This is a genomic window from Streptomyces griseobrunneus (assembly GCF_046713465.1).
Taxonomy (GTDB): domain Bacteria; phylum Actinomycetota; class Actinomycetes; order Streptomycetales; family Streptomycetaceae; genus Streptomyces; species Streptomyces microflavus.
The window spans coordinates 7,631,732-7,651,333 of record NZ_CP177080.1 but is presented as its reverse complement, the minus strand read 5'-3'; the positions used below and the strand labels follow the sequence as shown (position 1 = coordinate 7,651,333).

The 19,602-nt window shown below is 72.5% G+C and carries 8 protein-coding genes and 1 pseudogene; 3 read left to right on the top strand and 6 right to left on the bottom strand.

The annotated features are described in order from the left end of the window. Nucleotides 1-29: 29 nt before the first annotated feature. Nucleotides 30-791: a DeoR/GlpR family DNA-binding transcription regulator gene (locus ACK8N7_RS34800; RefSeq protein ID WP_032754931.1), complete on the bottom strand. Its 762-nt coding sequence runs from the start codon at nucleotides 789-791 to the stop codon at nucleotides 30-32. Between the two features lie 272 nt (nucleotides 792-1,063). Further along, the gene (locus ACK8N7_RS34795) at nucleotides 1,064-2,401 is read right to left on the bottom strand and encodes a radical SAM protein (RefSeq protein ID WP_015606790.1); all 1,338 of its coding nucleotides are present in this window, start codon (nucleotides 2,399-2,401) and stop codon (nucleotides 1,064-1,066) included. A 231-nt stretch (nucleotides 2,402-2,632) separates the two neighbouring features. Here ACK8N7_RS34795 and ACK8N7_RS34790 point away from each other — a divergent pair. Then, nucleotides 2,633-3,316, top strand: a pseudogene (locus ACK8N7_RS34790) (response regulator); the annotation flags it as partial. On the opposite strand, the gene ACK8N7_RS34785 reads toward ACK8N7_RS34790, so the two are convergent. Continuing rightward, complete coding sequence (locus ACK8N7_RS34785) at nucleotides 3,199-3,798, bottom strand: universal stress protein (RefSeq protein WP_500445918.1); 600 nt, start codon at nucleotides 3,796-3,798, stop codon at nucleotides 3,199-3,201. The pseudogene ACK8N7_RS34790 and the gene ACK8N7_RS34785 overlap by 118 nt on opposite strands. A gap of 251 nt (nucleotides 3,799-4,049) precedes the next feature. Here ACK8N7_RS34785 and ACK8N7_RS34780 point away from each other — a divergent pair, with 251 nt between their 5' ends. Further along, entirely contained in the window at nucleotides 4,050-4,808 is a 759-nt protein-coding gene (locus ACK8N7_RS34780) for a universal stress protein (RefSeq protein ID WP_500445047.1), read from the top strand. Between the two features lie 72 nt (nucleotides 4,809-4,880). Here the strand turns inward: ACK8N7_RS34780 and ACK8N7_RS34775 are convergent, their stop codons facing one another. Continuing rightward, complete coding sequence (locus ACK8N7_RS34775) at nucleotides 4,881-5,558, bottom strand: helix-turn-helix domain-containing protein (protein WP_500445045.1); 678 nt, start codon at nucleotides 5,556-5,558, stop codon at nucleotides 4,881-4,883. A gap of 253 nt (nucleotides 5,559-5,811) precedes the next feature. On the opposite strand from ACK8N7_RS34775, the gene ACK8N7_RS34770 reads away from it, so the two are divergent. Next, the gene (locus tag ACK8N7_RS34770) at nucleotides 5,812-6,945 is read left to right on the top strand and encodes an alpha/beta hydrolase-fold protein (RefSeq protein WP_500445043.1); all 1,134 of its coding nucleotides are present in this window, start codon (nucleotides 5,812-5,814) and stop codon (nucleotides 6,943-6,945) included. Between the two features lie 37 nt (nucleotides 6,946-6,982). Here the strand turns inward: ACK8N7_RS34770 and ACK8N7_RS34765 are convergent, their stop codons facing one another. After that, a complete protein-coding gene (locus ACK8N7_RS34765) occupies nucleotides 6,983-8,683 on the bottom strand; it encodes an ABC transporter ATP-binding protein (protein ID WP_500445041.1) in 1,701 nt (566 codons plus the stop codon). Then, nucleotides 8,683-19,602, bottom strand: a complete 10,920-nt coding sequence (locus ACK8N7_RS34760) for an amino acid adenylation domain-containing protein (protein ID WP_500445039.1) — start codon at nucleotides 19,600-19,602, stop codon at nucleotides 8,683-8,685. Before ACK8N7_RS34760 ends, ACK8N7_RS34765 begins: the two co-directional genes overlap by 1 nt.

The window sequence follows — 19,602 nt, the reverse complement described above, 5'->3', positions numbered from 1 at the left end:
CGGCCGTTACGGGACCGGGGGCGGCCGGGTCAGACGCGGATGACCTGGGGGCCCATGAGGGAGTAGCGCTGGGCTTCGGCCGAGGAGAGTCCCGCGTCGGTGACTATGGTCTCGAAGTCGCCGACACCGGCGAACCGGCAGAAGCTCACCGCACCGAACTTGGAGTGGATCCCGGCGAAGACCCGGCGCCGGGAGCTGCGCATGGCCTGGGCCTTGACCTCGCTGACGGCCGGGTCGGGGGTGGTGAGGCCGTACTCGCGGGAGATGCCGTTGGCACCGACGTACGCCAGGTCGATGACGAAGCCCGCGAGCATCTTGGAGGCCCAGTGGTCGACGGTGGCCATCGTGGAGCCGCGCACCCGGCCGCCGAGCAGCAGCACCGAGATCTTCTCTGCGTCCGCGAGGACGGTGGCGACGGCCAGGGAGGCCGTGACGACGGTCAGCGGCCGGTCCCGGGGGAACGCCTCGGCGACGAGCTGGGGGGTGAAGCCCTCGTCGACGAAGACGGTCTCGGCGTCCCCGAGCAGATCGGCGGCGGCGGCCGCGATCCGTGACTTCTGCGGAACGTTACGGGTGGTGCGGACCGCGAGCGTGGTCTCGAAGCCCGCCGACTCCACCGGGTAGGCGCCGCCGTGGGTCCGGCGGACGAGGCCGTGCTCCTCCAGTACGTGCAGATCGCGGCGGACGGTTTCCTTGGCCACCTCGAACAGCGCCGCGAGGGCGTTCACCTCGACCGATCCATCCCGTCGGGCGGTGTCGAGAATTCCTCTGCGGCGTTCGTCGGTGTCCACGACACACATCCCTGGCTCTTGCAATGGCACTGTTCAGGCGGTGGTCCCGGTCCGTTCGGGCCCATGTGTCGTTTGTACAAGCAGGGCCGACCGCTCGACCAGGCTCTTCGCCGGATTCCCTCTGCCCGTTCGTGCCCGTTTCTGCGGGGGACCGTCGCTGGTCACGCGCGTACCGGCGGGCTTTCCGGGCGCTCCCGGTGCCCGCTCGGCCGGGGCGGAGCGCCCGAATCGCGCCCGATCCCCGGGGAACGGTGCCCGTTCCCCGGGGATCTTCAGACGGCGGGCTCCTCTTCCATGCCTTCGAGGCTGTCCATGAAGGAGCTGACCGAGAACACGGCGCGGCCGGGGCCCGCGGGGCCGTAGCCGGGCGGGGAGTTGAGCCCGAACTCCTCCAGCGTCGCCCGGTACGCCTGCAGGAGGCGGATGTGGTACTCCAGCGGCGCGCCGAGTGGATTGGCCTTGCCCAGCGGGGTGGTGGGCTCGGGGCACCAGGTGGTGAAGCGCGGCACGACCCCGTTCGACATGAAGAACCGCAGCCCCTCGGTGGTCGAGTCGATGGCCTCGCTCACCTTCGTGAAGCCGAAGGGCTCGGCCATCTCGATGCCCGCGACGAAGTTGGGGATGACGTTGCGCGGCCCGAACACCTCGGCCGATTCCAGGATCCGGCGGTGCCACTCGTCCCGGCCGACGTAACGCTCCTTGCCCGGGCAGTGCAGCTGGAACAGACGCCGGTCCCACACCTCGAAGTTGGGGTGGTAGATCCGGATGCCGTAGTCGTGGAAGCGCTGCACGTCCTCGCGGGGCAGCGCCTGGGCGACCACCTTGCCGGTCCAGCGGCCGGGGAAGCGCTCCTCGATGGCCTTCGCGTAGTGCCCGTAGAAGTCGGCCTCGTCGCGCCCGGCGACCTGGGAGGTGATGGATCCGCCGGTGAGGGTGTAGGCGCGGGAGACACCGGCCGTGTCGTACCGGTCGATGATCTCCAGGGCCTCCAGCACCTCCTCCACCGGCTTGACCCCGGTGTACGGGCGGCCGGCCGCCTTGTGCTGGCGCCAGTTGTGGTTGATGTCGCAGAACTGGCACTCCTCCTTGGCGCCGAAGTACTGGCACACCCGGAAGACCGTCAGGTAGATGAGATAGCCCCACTGGATGGTCGGGGCGACCTCCATCACGGACTTGCCGTTGGACAGCTTGTGGCGGTAGTACTCCGGCATCGGCGGCAGCCCGACGTCGGCGATCCGCGCCCCGTCCAGGTAGAGGCCGAGCGCGCCGTCCTCGCCGCCCCGCACGACGTACGGGGAGTCGGGGTTGACCCGCACCGACACGACGGTGCGGCGCAGCCCGTAGGGGCCGCCGGTGAGTACGATCTCCTCGGGCGGCCGGTTTAGCGCGGCGGCGCCGAGTTCCGGGAGCGTGCGGTGGTCGAAGGAGAAGATGAAGTACGACTTCGGCTTCACGTCACCGGTGGCACCGCCGATGGACCCGCTGAGCGCCGACTCGTCGAAGGCCATGCCGCCGCGCAGCAGGTCTTCCTTGATGACGGCTTCCCTGGGAACCTCGGGGAACCGCCCCATCAGGTCCTCGACCAGTGCCGTACGACTGCTGCTCGGCATGTACGCGAACCTCCGTAGTCACCCCACCGCACCTGCGCGGGAACGGGTGCGCAGGTCTGTCCAGTCAGATGGGCAAGCCTACGCCAACGCCTTCTGCCACCTGCACTGACCAGCGGTGAACGGATCCGGGGGCCCTTCGGCGCCGCCCCTGGGACAATGCGGGTAGGACGGGGGGCCGGGGTCCGGTGCACACGGAGGCCCTGGCAGCCGACCGACCACCAGGGGCCGCACATGACCGGCACACCGACCGCCGAAGCCGGGGCTACGGTCAGGGTCTTCCTGCTGGACGACCACGAAGTGGTACGCCGGGGGCTGCACGACCTCCTGGGGGCGGAGCCCGGTCTGGAGGTCGTCGGGGAGGCCGCCACGGCCGCCCAGGCGCTGGCCCGGGGCCCCGCGCTCCGGCCCGATGTCGCGGTGCTCGACGTCCGGTTGCCCGACGGGGACGGCATCACGGTCTGCCGGGAGCTGCGCTCCCGGATGCCGGAGCTGGCCTGTCTGATGCTGACGTCCTTCGACGACGAGGACGCCCTCCTCGACGCGATCATGGCCGGGGCGGCCGGATATGTGCTCAAGCAGATCAACGGCTCGGACCTGGTGTCGGCCGTACGGACCGTGGCGGCGGGCCGGTCGATGCTCGCCCCGGGGACCACGGCCCGGCTCATGCGCACCCTGCGCGCCCCCGGGACCGCCGGTCCCGTGGCGGACGAGCGGCTCTCGGTCCTCTCCGAGCGGGAGCGGTCGGTGCTCGACCTCATCGGCGAGGGGCTGACCGACCGGCGGATCGCCGGGCGGCTCTACCTCTCCGAGAAGACCGTCAAGAACCACATCTCCCGGCTGCTCAGGAAGCTCGGCGTGGAGCGCCTGGTCCAGGCGGCCGTCATCGCGACGGAGGTACGGGAGCACGGGCACCAGGAGCAGTCGGCGGCGGCGATCAGCAGCCGGTCGAGGTCGGACGTGCCGTGCACGGCCGCCGTGACCACCCCGGTCGCCGACCGGTCGGCCTCGCCCCGTACGACGATCACCGGCACCTCGGTACGCGCGGCCACGCCCAGCCCGACGGAGCCGAGCGTCAGTGCGGCGAAGCCGCCCAGCCCCCTGCTGCCCACGACGATCGTGCCCCGGGCACCGGCAGCCGCACGCAGTCCGGACACCGCGTCGCCGCGGCTGAGCTCCTCCGTCACGATCAGGTCCGGGTACCTCTCCCGTACGGCGCCGGCGGTCTCGTCCAGCACGTCGCGTGCCGTGTCCCACAGGGCCTGGAGGGTCTCGGCCGACGTAAGCACGGAACGCCCCTCGATGTCGGCGGCGTGGATGATGCCGAGCGGCTGCCCGCGGAGGCCGGCTTCGGCGGCGGCCCACAGGGCGGCTGCGCGCGCCTGCGGGGACGCGTCCACTCCGACGACGACGGCGCCGAGTTCCGCGGGGTCGGGAAGGTCGCTGGTCACGGCTCCTCCTCGGGAGTGGCCCGGAGCTCGGAGGTGGCCGCGGGCTCCCTTCCACGGTCGCACCGGGGTGCCGCCACCGGGGATGGGCCCTTCGGCCCCGATCCGGCCCTCTCGGCCCCTCACCCGGCGGGCGCCGCCTCGGGGAGGCTGGACGCAGGGTTCCGCACCCGGAGCCCCCGCGCACCGAGGAGGCCATGGCCATGACCCCGCCTGTCACCGTCGGAATGGACGAGTCCCCCGAGAGTCTCGCGGCAGCGCTGTGGGCCGCGGAGGAGGCGTCCCTGCTCGACGTTCCGCTGCATCTCATCCATGTGGAGGAGTGGGTCGCCGAGATGGCGCGCGGGCGGGCGCCGGGCGTGCTGACCGCGGCCGCGAACGAGTCCGAGGTGACCGTGCTGGGGTCGCGGGGGCTCGGCGGTGTCGTCGGCTTCCTGATCGGCTCGGTGTCGCTCGCCGTCGTCGGCCGGGCGCGGCGGCCGGTGGTGCTCGTACGGTCGGATTCGTCCTCGTCCGGGACGGACTCGGGCAGCACGCGCGCGGGCATCGTCCTGGGCGTCGACATCGAGCAGCCGTGCGACCCGCTGCTCGCCTTCGCCTTCGGCGAGGCCGCCCGCCGGAACGAGGAGCTGCGGGTCGTCCACAGTTGGTCCCCGCCCCCGGCCTACGGGTACTCCGCCGTCCTGGACCCGAGCCTCGTCAGCGGTCTCGGCCGGCAGGCCACCGAGGGACTGGCCGAAGTGGTGCGGCCCTGGCGGCACAGGTTCCCGGCCGTGCGGGTGACGGAGCGGGCGGTGGCCGGGCCGGCGGCGGCCGAGCTGGTCGACGCGTCCCGGAGCGCCGGTCTGCTGGTCGTGGGGCGGCGCAGTCGGCGCTCCCCGGTGGGCCCGCACCTCGGCCACGTCGCGCACGCCGTGATCCATCACAGCCCGGCCCCGGTCGCCGTCGTGCCCTTCGAATGAACCGTCGCGATCCTGAAGTGAGCCGTCATGCCCTTCGAGTGAACCGTCATGCCCTTTCCAGGTCCTACCGGATCACCCGGGCTCCCCCGGGGCGTCGTCCACGATGATCCTGCGCCCGGTGACGCGGCGGGGCGTGAGGATCATGACGCGTTCACGCCCCTCCCCCGCCCAGGGGGTCGAGTACGCGGTCTCCCTGAGCCTGCGGGCGTCGTCCTCGTCCTCCACCAAGCGGACGGTCCCCACGAGCAGTACGCTCCAGCCCTTGCTGAAGGCGTCGTCGATGTGGTCGGTCTCGAAGGCGATCTCGGTGTCGGCGGCGCGGGCGAGCGGGGAGCGGTCCCCCGTGCTGAACATGACCTCGCCGTCGAGCACCTGGTAGTTCACCGGCAGGACGACCGGCCCGTCGTCGTTGGTGAGTGCCACCCGCCCGACGCCGTGGCCGCCGAGCAGGGTCCAGCACTCGGTGTCGTCGAGTTCGACCATCCGGGCCTCGCGGGCCGCCCGTCCGAGCCCTCCCGGCAGGTCCACGGTTCCCCCGGTCAGCTCGTGGACCGTGGTCTCCAGGGCGTCGGCGAGCCGGAGCAGGAAGCCGATGCCGGGGGTCGCGGACTGCTCCTCCACGTACTCGATGTAGCCGGGTGCGGCGCCCGCCCGCAGGGCCACGTCCTCCCGGGACAGACCGAGCTGCAGGCGGCGCGCCGCGACGCGTCGGCCGATGTCGCCTCGCGCCGCATGCGGGGGTCGGGCCATCGTGAGGTCCTTCTGCTCGTCGGGGCAGGGCTCTGCACACCCACGCTAGCGAGAGCCCTTACGGCTCGCAGCGCGGAGCCGGCCGGCGTACGCCTCCCCGGGGCCGGGGAGTTCGCGATGCGGAGTACCCCTGGAGTGCTGAAGACCGCCGGGTTAGGCTCACCTTACCCAGAGCGAGCCCCTCCCCTTCTCACCAGGAGATGTTCATGCGCCTGCTCATCCGGCTCCCGGCCTTCGATCTCCCCGGCCGGCCATGACCGGCCCCGCATCCCGCCCCGCATCCCGCCCCGGGCCCGGTCTCCCCAACGACGCGGAGAGCCCCTTCGCCGTGTACGGGCTTCCCGGCAAGCCCGGCACCGAAGCGTTCTGGGCCGCGGCGCGAACCCCTCTGCCGGTCCCCGCCGACGACGGCTGGCTGACGCTGTTCCTGTGGCGGGGGTCTCCGGCCGACCTCGACTTCGAGAGCTGGTCGGGACCCGTGTCCCTGCGGCGGTGGGCCGCGACGGACTGCTGGTACGCCGAGGTGCCCATGCCCGCGCGGCTGCGGGTGACCTACCGGTTCCTCGCGGACGGCGAGGCCCGCGCCGACCCCCTCAACCCGGCCGGGGCGGGCGGCGACCGCTCCATCGCCGCGACCCCGGACGCCCCGCCCCAGCCGCACTGGCCGGCCGTCGGCCCGGACGACATCCTGCCCCTCCCGGACACCCGGCTGCGGTGGAGCAGCGAGCGGCTGGGCGGGCGGCGGACCGTCCGTGTCCACCCGGTCGCCGGTGGCGGGCCGGTGGTCCTGCTGCTCGACGGGGACGACTGGCTGTACCTCCACCCGGCGATGACGGCCTTCGAATCCGCCGTGGCCGCCGGCGAGCTGGAACCCGTCACCCTGGTCTTCCTTCCGGCCAAGGACCGGTCGGCCGAGTTCGGGTGCGGGCGCGGGCTGTGGGAGGCGGTACGGGACGAACTGCTGCCGCTGGTGGCCGGATCCGGTGTCCGGGCGGACGTGGACCGGCTGGTGGTGGCGGGGCAGAGTCTGGGCGGGCTGAGCGCGCTGTACGCGGCGCTGGAGTTCCCGGAGCTGGTCTCCCGTATCGCCTGCCAGTCGGGGTCGTTCTGGTGGGCGCCCGGCGCCGAGGAGCGGCCCGATCCGCTCGGCGGGCAGGTCGGCGGCACCATCGCCGAACTCCTGCACCAGGGGGCCGACCTGTCGCAGTTGCGGTGCGCTTTCGACGTCGGGGAGCACGAGAAGCGGATGCTGCCCCACTGCGAGCTGGCCGAGTCGCTCACCGAGCGGGCCGGGGCGACGGTGCGGGTCTCGCGGTCCGCATCGGACCACGACCGGGCGGGCTGGCGGCAGGCCCTGCTCAGGGATGTCGCCTGGGCACTGGGCTGAGCCGCCGGTGGGGGCGCAGAACGCCCCCACCGGTGGTTCACCGGGCCACGGCCAGGCAGTACGCCTCGTCGCCCGCGAGCAGGTTGCGGTGGGTGTCCTCGGCGGTGATGGCTCCCTCGTCGAGGACGAGCACGCGGTCGGCGGCGTCCAGGAGGGCCGGGCTGCTGGTGATCACCAGCGTGGTGCGGCCCCGCCGCAGCTTCGCGATGTTGCGCGCGATCAACTGCTCGGTGACCGCGTCGACGGCGGTCGTCGGATTGTGCAGGACCAGGACGTCGGTGTCGGCGGCCAGCGCGCGGGCCAGGGAGAGCCGCTGGCGCTGCCCGCCGGAGAGGTTCGCCCCCCGGTCGCGGACCGCGTAGTCGAGCCCGTCGCGGTGGAGGGCGACGACATCGGTCAGCATCGACGCCTCGACGGCCTCGGGGATCGTCCGGCTGCGGCCCGACGGGTCGATGTTCGTCCGGAGGGTGCCGCCGAAGATCTCGGCGTCGTACGGGTTCACCAGCATGTGCTCCCGGACCGCCTCGACCGACAGGTCCGCGAGCTCCTGCCCGCTCAGCCGGACCACCCCCTCGTACGCCGGGGGCGCCACATTCACGGCGAGCACCGAGACGAGATCGGCCGCCGCACGCGGCTGGTAGGGGGCGATCGCCACGAACTCCCCGGCGGCAACGGAGAACTTCAGCCCCCGCAGGGTCCCGTGGCGGACGCCGTCGACCTCCAGGTCCCCGCCCGGGGCCGGGCGTTCAGGGCCCGGGACCGTCACCGGCGGGGCGGAGAGGACCAAGGCCATCCGCTCGGCGGAGGCCCGGGCGATCATCACGTACTTGGGCATCTCCGAGAACATCTTGAGGGGTTCCATGATGAACTGCGCGAGGCCCACGGCCATGACCAGTTCGCCGATGGAGATCCGGCCCTCGAACGCCAGCCAGCCCGCCGTCAGGGAGACGGCGGCGGCGAGGACGGCGTTGAGGGCCAGCGCGGTGCCGGCGTAAGCCCCGTTGACCCGGGCGACGGTGATGGCCTGGCGCTTGGCGTCCGTGCTGACTTTTCGGTAGGACCCGAAGGCGGCGTGGTTACCGCCGAAGCCGTGCAGCGGGCGCAGGCCGATGATGAGGTCGGCGACCTTCGCACCGGCCCTCGCCACCCTGGCCTGCTGCTCCTGGGTGCTCGCGCCGATCCGCCTGGACATCACCGCCAGGGTCGACAGGATGCCGACGGTCCCCACGACCACCAGCAGGCCGAGCCGTATGTCGGCCAGGCTCAGCGCGACCGCCGCGACGACGACCGCGACCAGGGAGCTGATCAGCAGCGGCACCACCTCGATGATGTCGGCGGTCTGGTCGGCGTCCTCGGTGGCGATGGTGAGGATCTCGCCGGACTTCAGGCCGTCCACGTCCCTGGCCACCGGCTGGAGCCCGCAGGCGGCGACCTGGACGCGCCAGCGGTGTGCCTCGGTCGTGTTGGCCTTCTGCAGCACCCTCATGCCGAACCGCCACGACAGGGAGACCGTCGTGATGATCACGGCGAGCGAGCCGATCGACACCCCGAGCGAGCCGAGGCTGCGGTCCTGCATCGTGTGCTCGACGATCAGTCCGAGCGCGATGGGGAACGCGGTCTCCGCCGCCTGGTACAGGCCCATGAGCAGGGTGCCCGCGATCATGGCGCCGATGTTGCGGCGCAGGGCGGTCCGCAGGATGGCGGCCCCGGGGCGGGGCCGCTTCGTGTCAGTTTTCATCAGGCGTGTCGGTTTTCATCAAGGTGGCGGGCAATCGCTTCCGGGGTTCGCAGGGTGAACAGATCTCGGATGGTGATCACAGGACCGTACTCGCGGCGGAGCAGCCCGATCAGCCGCACCGCCAGCATGGAGTGTCCGCCGAGGGACACGAAGTCGCTCACCGCGCTCACCTCGTCGTCGTCCAGGTCCAGTGCCTCGGCGAAGAACTCGCAGACCGCGGTCTCGGTCTCCGTCTCCGGGCCGCGTTCTCCCGCCGTGGTCAGCGCGCCGAGCGGCCTGGCCTCCGGCAGCGCCTTGGTGTCAGCCTTCCCGTTCACGGTCAGCGGGATGCTGTCGACCTGTGCGAAATGCGTCGGGCGCAGGAAGTCCGGCAGGCCTGAGCCGACTTCGGCGGCGACCGCCGCCAACTCCGCTCCCTCCAGGACGAGATAGGCGGCCAGTCGGTACGCACCGTCGACCTGCGGGTCGGGCTGGGCGACCGCGGCGACGAACCGCACGGCCGGGTGAGCGGCGAACACGGCTTCCACCTCGCCGAGTTCGACCCGGTGGCCGCGGATCTTGACCTGCTGGTCGGTGCGGCCCAGGTAGCTGATGTTCCCGTCGGGACGGCGGACCACCAGGTCCCCGGTGCGGTACATGCGTTCGCCGGGGGCGCCGAAGGGGCAGGCGACGAAGCGGTGTGCGGTCTGGGCGCTCCGGCCCAGGTAGCCGCGGGCGATGCCGATGCCCGCCACGTACAGCTCACCGGGCGCCCCGTCGGGCAGCGGCCGAAGCCAGGGGTCGAGGACGTACACCTCGGTGTTGTCGATCGCCACGCCCACCACCGGGTCCAGGCATTCGAAGGTGCCGACGCCGAGGGTGTTGATGGTGTACTCGGTGGGCCCGTACAGGTTGTAGCCGACCGTCCCCTCGGTCCCGGCGAGCCGCTGCCACAGCGCCGGGGGGACGGCCTCACCGCCCAACAGCACGAGCGGGGGCCGCTGTTGCGGGTTGTCCAGCAGCCCTTCGGCGATCAGCTGCTGGGCGTAGGTCGGGGTCACGTTGATGACGTCGATCGCGTGCTCGGCGCAGTACTCGACCAGCCGGGGCGCGTCGCGGCGCAACTCCTCGTCGCAGATGTGGACTTCGTGGCCGTCGGCGAGCCAGAGCAGCTCCTCCCACGACATGTCGAACGCGAACGACACGGTGTGCGCGATCCGGAAGGTCCGGTGGCCGTGCTCGGCGAGGACCGGTTCGAAGATCCGGCGCTGATGGTTGATCAGCATGTTGGTGAGCCCGGCGTACTCGGTCACCACACCCTTGGGCTTCCCGGTCGATCCTGAGGTGTAGATCGTGTACGCGGGGTGCCTCAGCCGGTCCGGGTCGTCGGGGGCGAACGTGACGTACGGCTCCGCCTCGGGCAGCTGGCGGTCCAGTTCGATCAGCTCGCCGCTCAGCCGGGGCGAGACGCTGCTCACGGTGAGGATCACCTCGGGCCGCGCGTCCTCGACGATGGTCGCGATCCGCTCGTCCGGGTGGTCCAGCTCCAGCGGTACGTACGCGGCGCCGACCCTCAGTACGGCGAAGAGCGCCGCGATCCAGTCGGGCGAGCGCGGGATCGCCAGGCCCACGGTCGTCTCCGGGCCGATCCCCCGCCCGGCGAGCACACCCGCCACGGCCCGGCTGCGGTCACGGAGTTCGGCGAAGGTCATCGTCGCGCCGTCAGCGACGAGGGCGATCCGCTGCGGATCGCGGTCGGCCGCGAGATCGAAGCGGTCCACGACGGTGTCCGTACCGACGTCAGTACGTTCGGCGGGCTCGGGGTCCGGTCCAAGGCCACGCAGAGCGCCCATGCGCCCCGTGGTCGAGCGCGCCACGTCCTCCAGCACGCTCAGGTAGTCGTCGAGGAGGCGGCGGGCGGACCCGGGGTCGCCGTGGCGGTGCTCCAGCTTGACGGTGAGCCGGTCGCCGGGGGTGACGACCCAGGTGTACGGGTAGTGCGTGGAGTCGTCCGCCTGGACGGAGGTGATGCCGTGGCGGGCGTTCATCGCGGCGAAGGCGTCCAGGTCCAGGAAGTTCTGGAGCACGAAGAGGTTGTCGAACAGGGTGTCGAGGCCGGCGGCCCGCTGGATCTCCCCGAGCCCCAGGTGCTCGTGGTCCATCGCCGCGACCCGGGCCGCCTGGACGGCCGACAGGTACGCGCCGACCGTCTCCTCGGGCCGCGCCCGCGTCCACATGGGCACGGTGTTGAGGAGTACGCCGACGATGTCGCCGTGCCCCTCGCCCTCCCGGCCCGAGACGGTCACGCCGAACACGGCGTCGCTGCGGCCGGTGCGGGCGCCGAGCAGGAGGCCGAACGCACCGGTCAGCACCGAGTTCAGGGTGACCCCGTGGACCCGGGCGGCTTCCCGGAGCAGCTCCGTCAGCTCGGCGGAGAGCGTGTGCACGATCGGCTGCGGCAGCTCCTCGCTGAGGGCCGGGGCCGGTCCGGCGAGCAGCGTCGGCCCCGGCAGCCCTGCCAGGTGCTCCGCCCAGAAGCGTTCCGCTACGGCGGGGTCCTTGGCGGCGAGGGTCCGGGCGTACTCCTCGAAGCACGGCACGGCCGGGGTGGCGTCCCACGGCTCCCCTGCGGCGAGGGCCTCGTACGCCTCGAACAGGTCGCGCAGCAGGATCTCGCGGGACCAGCCGTCCCAGAGCAGCAGGTGGTAGCTGAGCAGCAGGCCGTCACGGCCGTCGGGCAGCCGCACCACGGTCAGCCGGATCAGCGGCGGCTCCCCCGGGTCGAAGCCGCTCTCGCGGTCCCGGGTGCGCAGGGCCTCGGCCTCGGTGTCCGTGGTGAGCTCGACCGTGCGGACATCGACCCGCCGTCCCGCCTTGAGGAGCTGGACCGGGTTTCCGTCGTCGTCGGTGGTGAAGCCGGCGCCGACGACCGGGTGGCGCGCGATCACGTGCGCCATCGCCTCGGCCAGGGCGCCGGTGTCCAGGCGCCGGTCGAAGGTGAACCAGCTCTGCGCGACGTAGTGCCCGGCCGCGCCCGCCATCTGGGCCTGGAAGAAGAGGCCTCGTTGGAGGGGGGTGACCGGTGCCGTGCGCTCGGCCGTGGCGGAGGTGTTCGCGATCCGGGCCAGGGCGGTGAGCCAGTGGCCGGTGATCGCCTCGGGGATGCCGTCGGCGAGGGTGAAGGCCGCATGCAGGCTGCCGGTGGCGTCGTCGGTCCAGGCGTTGACCTCGACGGCGTACGGGCTGTCGCCCTGACCGCTGTCGGTGATCCTCAGGGCCTCCGACTCGCTGCCCCGGCCGAGGTAGTTGAAGAGGACCTGGGGGCGGGCGGTCAGGAGGGGGGCTGTCTGCGGGTTGAGGTACCGCAGCCGGCCGTAGGCGACGTGCCCCTCCTCGTCCGGCTGGCGCTCGCTGATCTCACGGGCCGCGGCGACGGGGTCGGTGTGCGGGGTGAGCCGTACGGGGGCGATGGAGGTGAACCAGCCGACGGTGCGGGTGTAGTCGTGGTGCTCCTCTGCCGGGACCCGGCCGTGGCGCTCCAGGTCGATCGCCAGGTCGGTGGGGGTGGGCTGGATGTGGGTGAGCGCGGAGCGCAGGGCGCCGCAGAGCAGCTCGGTGAGGCCGACGCCGAGGGCACCGGGGCCGGTGCGCGTCACCAGGTCGCTGACGTCGGGCGGGAGTACGACGGTGGCCTCGCGCAGCTCCGTGGGCTCGGTCGTGTCCAGCGGCGGGGCCTGGAGGGTGGTGATCCAGTGGCCGAGACCGTCGGCCGACCCGGCGGACCTTACGGCCAGGGCTTCGGCGTACTCGGCGTACGGGGTGGTCGGCGGCGGCAGGGCTGCCCCGCCCAGGGCGGTGGCCAGGTCGTCCAGGATGATCAGCCAGGACACCGCGTCGACGGCGAGGTGGTGCACGGTGACGACCAGGGTGTGGGTCGCCGCCAGCCAGGAGAACGCGACGACGTCTCCGGCCTCGGGGTCGAGCCGTCCGGCGGCCTCGTTCGCCGCGGCCGTCGCGTCGGTGGTGTCGGGTGCGGCGACGGTGGCCTCGCGGGCGGGGTCGGTGCGCAGGGCCCACACGCCGTGTTCGACGTGCAGCCGCAGCCGGAGGGCCGGGTGCGCGGCCACGACGGCGTTCGCGGCGCGCCGGACGTCGGCGAGGGCGGTGCCTTCCGCGACGGCCACCGTCCTGGCCTGGGCGAACCGGGCGAGCGATCCGCCCAGTTCACGTCGGCGCAGGATGATGGGCGTGAGCGGCAGCGGGCCGTCCTCGCGGCGGGAGGGTGGTGGCGCGGCGGCCTGGGAGGCGCGCGTGGCCAGGTGGCCGGCGAGGGCGCGCGGGGTCCTGAGGAGGAACACGTCGCGGGGGGCGATCGGCAGGCCCAGTGCCCGGGCCCGGTTGATCACGGCGATGGCGACGATGCTGTCGCCCCCGGCGCCGAAGAAGTCGGTGTCGGCGTCCACGGAGGCGCCGGGCAGCGTCTCGGCGAAGATGCCGACGAGGGCGGTGAGCGCGCCCCGCGCGTCGGACCCGCCCGTGGTGCCCGGTGGGCCGTCCTGCTGTGCGGCGCGCTCGGTGAGGGCCTTGCGGTCGAGCTTGCCGTTGACCGTCAGCGGCAGCGTGTCGACCGGCAGCACCCGGCCCGGCACCATGTGCGCGGGCAGCTTGGCGGAGAGCCTGGCGGTGAGGCCGGCGGGCGGGGCGCCCACGATGTGCGCGACGAGGTGGTCGCCGCTGTCCGCCACGGTGACGGCCACATCGTTGACACCGTCCAACTCCCTTATCGCGCCCTCCACTTCTCCGAGCTCGACGCGGAATCCCCTCAGCTGCACCTGGTCGTCGGCGCGGCCCGCGAACTGCAGCTCACCGTCGAGCGTCCGCCGGGCGAGGTCGCCCGTGTGGTACATCCGGGAGCCGTCGCCCGCGAACGGGTTCGCGACGAAGCGGCTCGCGGTGAGCCCGGGGCGGCCCAGGTAGCCGAGGGAGACCTGGTCGCCCGCGACGTAGATGGCGCCCACCCGGCCCGGCGGCACCGGCCGGAGCCGGTCGTCGAGCAGATAGGTGGCCAGACCGGGAATGGGGCCGCCTATCGGGCTGATGTCGGTGGAGCCGGTGAAGTCCTCGTCGGTCAGCACCCGGTGGGTGACGTGGACGGTGGTCTCGGTGATGCCGTACATGTTGACGAGTTCGGGCGCACCGGTGCCGTGCCGCTCGACCCAGCCGCGCAGCCGCCCGAGGTCCAGGGCCTCGCCGCCGAAGATGATGCGGCGCAGCGCCGTGACCGGCCGGTCGGCGTGCAGGTCGGCCTCGATGAACTGGTGGAAGGCGGACGGGGTCTGGTTGAGCACGGTCACACCGCGCTCCTGGACCAGCCGGTGGAAGTCGACGGGCGAGCGGGTCAGCCCGTACTCCGGCACCAGCAGCTCGCCACCGTGCGCGAGGGCGCCCCACAGCTCCCAGACGGCGAAGTCGAAGGAGAAGGAGTGGAACTGGACCCATACGTCGTCCGGGCCGAACCCCATGTCCGGCCGGGTGTTGGCGAGGAGCGTCGCCACCGCCGAGTGAGGGACGACGACGCCCTTGGGCCGGCCGGTCGAGCCGGAGGTGTAGATGACGTACGCCGGGTCCTGCGGCCTCGGCCCGGAGGCGGTCGTGTCGTCCGGCGGGAGATCGTCGCCCTGGACGAGCACCCGGGCCTCCACTCCGGCGCGGGCCAGCAGCCGGGTGAAGCGGTCGCGCTGTTCCCGGTCCACGAGGACGACCTGTGGGGCGGCGTCGGCGAGGATGTACTCCAGCCGTTCGTCGGGGTAGGCGAGATCCAGCGGTACGTACGCGCCTCCGGCGGTGACGACGGCCACGAGTGCGACGACCTGCTCCAGGGAGCGCGGGACGGCGACGGCGACCCGTCGGCCGGGGCTGACTCCGGCCGCGCGCAAGGCGGACGCCAGCTCGCCCTTCGAAGCGCGGAGTTCCCCGTACGTCAGGGAGCGCGTACGGCCGTCCGGAGCGCACTGGGTCACGGCGGTGGCCGCGGGGTCGCGGTGGGCCGCGGCGTCGAACAGTTCACCCAGGGTCGTCGGGGCGACCTGCTCCGGGGCGCTGTCGGCCTCGGAGGTCAGTGCGTCGACCAGGGCGTCCGGGCGGCTCAGCAGCTCGGTGAGGGTCCGGGTGAACGTGGACAGGACGGCCTCGGCGCTCTCCCGGCGCAGCAGCTCCCCGTCGTAGATCAGGTTGAAGCGCGGGCGCCCGTCCTGCGACCGCTCGACGACCAGCGTCAACGGGTAGTGCGGGGCGCCCTCGTTGACGATGGCGGCGATGGTGAGGGTGTCGTCCGGCCCGCGCAGGGCGTCCACGTCGGTCGCCACGTCGAACACCACCAGGGTGTCGAAGAGGGAACCGGCGCCGCTCTGCCGGCCGATCCTCGCCAGCGAGACGTGCTGATGTGCCAGCACCGCGCTCTGGTGCTCCTTCACCGCGCCGAGCAGGTCGTACGCGGTGTCGGCGGCGGCCCAACGGGCGCGGACGGGAATGGTGTTGATGAAGAGGCCCACCATGTCCCGGATGCCGGGCACCTCGGCGTCCCGCCCGGAGACGGTGGAACCGAAGACGACGTCCCGGCCGCGCAGAATGCCGCCCAGCGTCACCGCCCACGCGCTGTGGACGGCCACGCTCAGGGGGACGCCCGCCGACCGAGCGGCGATGTCGATGTCGATGTCGTCGGCGGGCTCGGCGGCGATGTCGGCGAACCGCTCCGAGGGGGTGTGTCCTTCGGCGACCAGGGAGGGACCGGGCAGACCGGCGAGCTCCTCGCGCCATACGCGGTCGCTCTCGTCCTGGTCCTGTCCGGCGAGCCAGCCGACGTAGTCCCGGTAGCCGCCGAGCGGGTACACCGAGCCCGGAGCGTGGTACTCCGTCAGCAGGGTGCGGAGCATCGGCGGGACGGACCAGCCGTCGGCGATGATGTGGTGCACGGTCTGCACCAGGACGCTGCGGCCGGCTCCGGTACGGATGAGGGTGTAGCGCATCAGGGGGCCGGTGGCGAGGTCGAACCCGGCGCGGCGGTCCCGCGCGGCGAGGTCGCGGATCTCCTCGTCGGTGATGGCGGGGCGGTCCAGCGTGGTGAAGGGCGCCCGTGTGCCGCTCTCGACGACGGAGACGACCCGGCCGTCGGCGAGGGCCGTGAAGCGCGCGGCCAGGTTGGGGTAGAGCGTGAGCAGCCGGGTGGCGGCCGCCGCGAGCCGGTCGGCGTCCACCTCGCCGTCCAGCGTGAGGAGTTGCTGCTCGACGTAGCTGCCCGTGGCGTCGTCATCGAAGACCGAGTGGAAGTAGAGGCCCTCCTGCAGCGGCGTCAGCGGCAGGATGTCGCTCAGCTCCGTGCTGTCGAGGTCGTCGACGTCGGCCTGGGTGAGCGGCACCAGCGGGAAGTCGCTGGGGGTGTGGCCGCCCTCCTCCAGCGCGGCGAGGGCGGACAGTGCCGCGCCGAAGTAGTCGCCGAGGGTGGCGATGTCCGCGTCGGTGAACACGCCCTCGGGCCAGGAGATGGTGGTGACCAGCCCGTACGCGCCGTCTCCGTCCGGTTCGGCGATCGCGTTGAACTCCAGGGCGCGCGGCAGGCGCATCCTCGCGTCGCGCTTCTCGCCCAGCTGCCCTGTGGTGCCCGCGAGCTGCCATTCCCCGGCGGCGCCGGCGTCGAAGCGGCCCAGATAGTTGAAGAGCACCTGGGGTGCGGGGACGGTCGGTCCGGTGTCGGTGTGGTAGCGCAGGGCGCCGTAGGAGAGACCGTTGCTCGGCACCCGGGAGAGGTCCTCCTTGACCGCCTTGAGGGCGGCGGCGAGGTAGGCGGGTGCGGTGAGGTCGGGGGCCGTTCCGGGGTCCACGGTCACCGGGAACAGGGTGGTGAACCAGCCGACCGTACGCGACAGTTCGGGGTCGAAGCCGGCCGCGTCCGCCACGAACCGGCCCTCGCGGCCGTGCCCTTCCAGCTCGATGTGGGCGAAGGTCTGTTCCTGCCCGCGGTCGCGGCGCCACCGGGCGAGGGCGACGGCCAGGGCGGTCAGCAGGACGTCGTTGGTGCCCGCGTGGAACCTGGCGGGGATCTCCCCCAGCAGTGCGGCCGTCTCCTCGGGGCCGACGGAGACGGTCCGGGTCCGCTCCCTGGCCACGGTGTCGGCCTCGGTGAGGGGGCGCCTGCCGATCGGTGCGTCGGCGCCGGGCAGGGCGCGCCGGAAGTACGTGCGGTCCTGGTCGAAGGGCGTGCGCCCGAGGAGTTGGGTCCAGCGCCTGAACGACGTACCGACGGGGGGAAGTTCGACGGGTGCGCCCGAGGCGTGCTGGCGCCAGGCCGTGGCCAGGTCGTCCATCAGGATCCGCCAGGACACGCCGTCGACGACCACGTGGTGGGCGACCAGGACGAGTTGGCGTGCTCCGCGGCGCCAGACGGCGCGCAGCATCACACCGTTGTCCGGGTCGAGCCCTGCGGTGGCGCGTTCGACGCACTCCTCCAGCGGCCCGTCGCTCTCCTGCCAGCCCGCGGTGGCCTGTCCGGCCTGCGGGATGTCGAAGCTCCAGCGCTCGCCGCGCACCAGCCGGGCGCGGAGCATGTCGTGGCGGGTGAGGAGGGCGGTGAGGACGGTGTCGAGGGCGTCGGCGGTCAGCTCCGCCGGGGTGTTCAGGACGACCGACTGCACGAAGCCGTCGATCGCGTCGGTGGTCTCGCCGAGCCACTGCACGATGGGCGATCCCACGACGGAGCCGGTCGCGGTGTCGGCGTGGTCCACGGTGGAGACGTCCTCGCGGCTCGCCACCGCCGCCAGTGCCCCGACCGTGCTGTTGCTGAAGATCTGGCGTGCCGTCACATGGAGGCCCGCCTCCCGCAGGGCGCTCAGCAGCGAGATCGCCAGGATGCTGTCGCCGCCGAGCTGGAAGAAGTCCTGGTCGACGCCGACTTCGTCCACGCGCAGCACCGCCGCGACGGCCGCGCACACCAGGTGTTCGTTCTCGGTGGCGGGAGCAGCGACGGCCCCGGTGGACCGGGAGGGTTCCGGCAGGGCGGCGCGGTCGATCTTGCCGTTCGCGGTGAGCGGGAACTCCGTCAGGACGACGAGGTGGGCGGGCACCATGTAGTCGACCATGTGGGCGGTGGCCCAGGCCTTGACGGCGTCCGCCGTGAGCTCCTCGCCGGTGGAGGAGGGGATGACGTAACCCACGAGGTAGGTGCCGCCCGCACTGTTCTTCCTGGCGACGACGCAGGTGTGGCGTACCCGGGGGTGTTCGGCGAGGGAGGCCTCGACGTCCTCGATCTCCAGCCGCATGCCGCGGATCTTGATCTGGTTGTCGGCGCGGCCGAGGAAGTCGAGCGACCCGTCCGGGGCGAACCGTGCCAGGTCGCCTGTGCGGTACAGCCGGGAGCCGTCGGAGGCGAACGGGTTGGCGATGAACCGGGAGGCGGTGAGGCCGGGCGCGCCGACGTAACCGCGTCCCAGCAGGAGTCCGCCCACGTACAGCTCTCCGCCGACGCCGACGGGTACCGGGCGCAGTTCGTCGTCCAGCACGTAGAGCTGGGTGTTGGGGTTGGCCTTGCCGATCGAGGTCGACAGGCGTTCGGCCTCGCCCCGGTAGATGACGTGGGAGACGCCGATGGTCGTCTCGGCGGGGCCGTAACCGTGGTACATGGGGATGTCGAGCCGGGTGCGGAACCGTTCGTACAGCTCCGGGGTGAGCACCTCGCCGCCGCACCAGACGTGGCGGAGGCTGTCGAGGCGGCCGGATCCCCCCTCGATCTCCAGGAGTACGTCGAGCATGGACGAGACGAGGTAGGTGAAGGTGACCCGGTGCTCGGCGATCACGCTCAGCAGGTGGTGCGGGTCGCGTTCGCCGCCGGGCCGCAGGATCACCAGCCTGCCGCCGGAGACCAGCGGCAGGAAGATCTCGTTGATGGAGATGTCGAAGGAGAGCGGCGCCTTGAACAGCGAAGCGTCGTCGTGGCCGAACCGCAGGATCTCGCCCACCTGCCACAGCAGGCGTTCGCTGATCGCCTCGTGGCGGATCATGGCGCCCTTGGGCCGCCCGGTCGAGCCGGAGGTGAAGATGACGTACGCCAGTGAGGTGGCGTGGACCGGTGCCTCGGGGGCCTCGGCCGGGCAGGAGCCGAACGCCCAGTCGTCGAGGTCGACGGCGACGGCGTCCGGCTCGGTCCCGTCGGACTCGCCCGAGCTGTTGAGCTGGAGGACGACCCGGGCGTCCTCGACGACGACGGCCCTGCGGGCGGCGGGCCACTGGGGATCGAGCGGCACGAACGCGCACCCGGCCTGGAGCACGGCGAGGAGTCCGATGACCATGTCGGCGGAGCGGCCCAGCGATATCCCGACGATCTCCTCGGGTTCGAGGCCGTGCCGGACGAGGTGGTGGGCCAACTGGGCGGATTTCTCGGCTGCCTCACCGTACGTCAGAGTCCGGTGCTCATCGATGATCGCGACGGCGTCGGGCCTGGTGCGGGCCTGCTCGCGGAACATCTCCATGATGGTCGGGCGGATGCGGTCGGCCCGGTTGTCGTTCCATCCGGCCAGGGTCTCGATCCGGGCCCCGACGCCGGACGGGCCGATGGTGCCGACGGGCCGGTCCGGGAAGTCGGCGAGATCCTGCAGTGCCAGCCGCGCTTCGGCGGGCTGTACGCCGTCGGGGACGGTGATGCTCAGGCCGTCCGCGCCGACCTCCCAACCCCGGCTGCCACCGCCGCCGTTGTCGACCCAGCCGAGGACATCGGCGAACGAGGTGCCGGGGGTGAGGTCGATGCCGTCGGGGCCGGCCCCCGTCGCCCAGTACGCCAGTCCGATGGCGCACGCTTCGGCGATGGTCCGGTCGCCGTAGTCGCCGATGCGCCGGCGTACATCGGCGAAATGGGTGGGAGAGAGAAGAACGTGAGGAGCGGTCGGTTCCGTCAT

Excerpts from the sequence above, each read along its gene's own strand:
- ACK8N7_RS34795 (WP_015606790.1), bottom strand. The coding sequence starts at position 2,401 with ATGCCGAGCAGCAGTCGTACGGCACTGGTCGAGGACCTGATGGGGCGG.
- ACK8N7_RS34780 (WP_500445047.1), top strand. The coding sequence starts at position 4,050 with ATGACCCCGCCTGTCACCGTCGGAATGGACGAGTCCCCCGAGAGTCTC.
- ACK8N7_RS34775 (WP_500445045.1), bottom strand. The coding sequence starts at position 5,558 with ATGGCCCGACCCCCGCATGCGGCGCGAGGCGACATCGGCCGACGCGTC.
- ACK8N7_RS34770 (WP_500445043.1), top strand. The coding sequence starts at position 5,812 with ATGACCGGCCCCGCATCCCGCCCCGCATCCCGCCCCGGGCCCGGTCTC.
- ACK8N7_RS34765 (WP_500445041.1), bottom strand. The coding sequence starts at position 8,683 with ATGAAAACTGACACGAAGCGGCCCCGCCCCGGGGCCGCCATCCTGCGG.
- ACK8N7_RS34760 (WP_500445039.1), bottom strand. The coding sequence starts at position 19,602 with ATGACGGAACCGACCGCTCCTCACGTTCTTCTCTCTCCCACCCATTTC.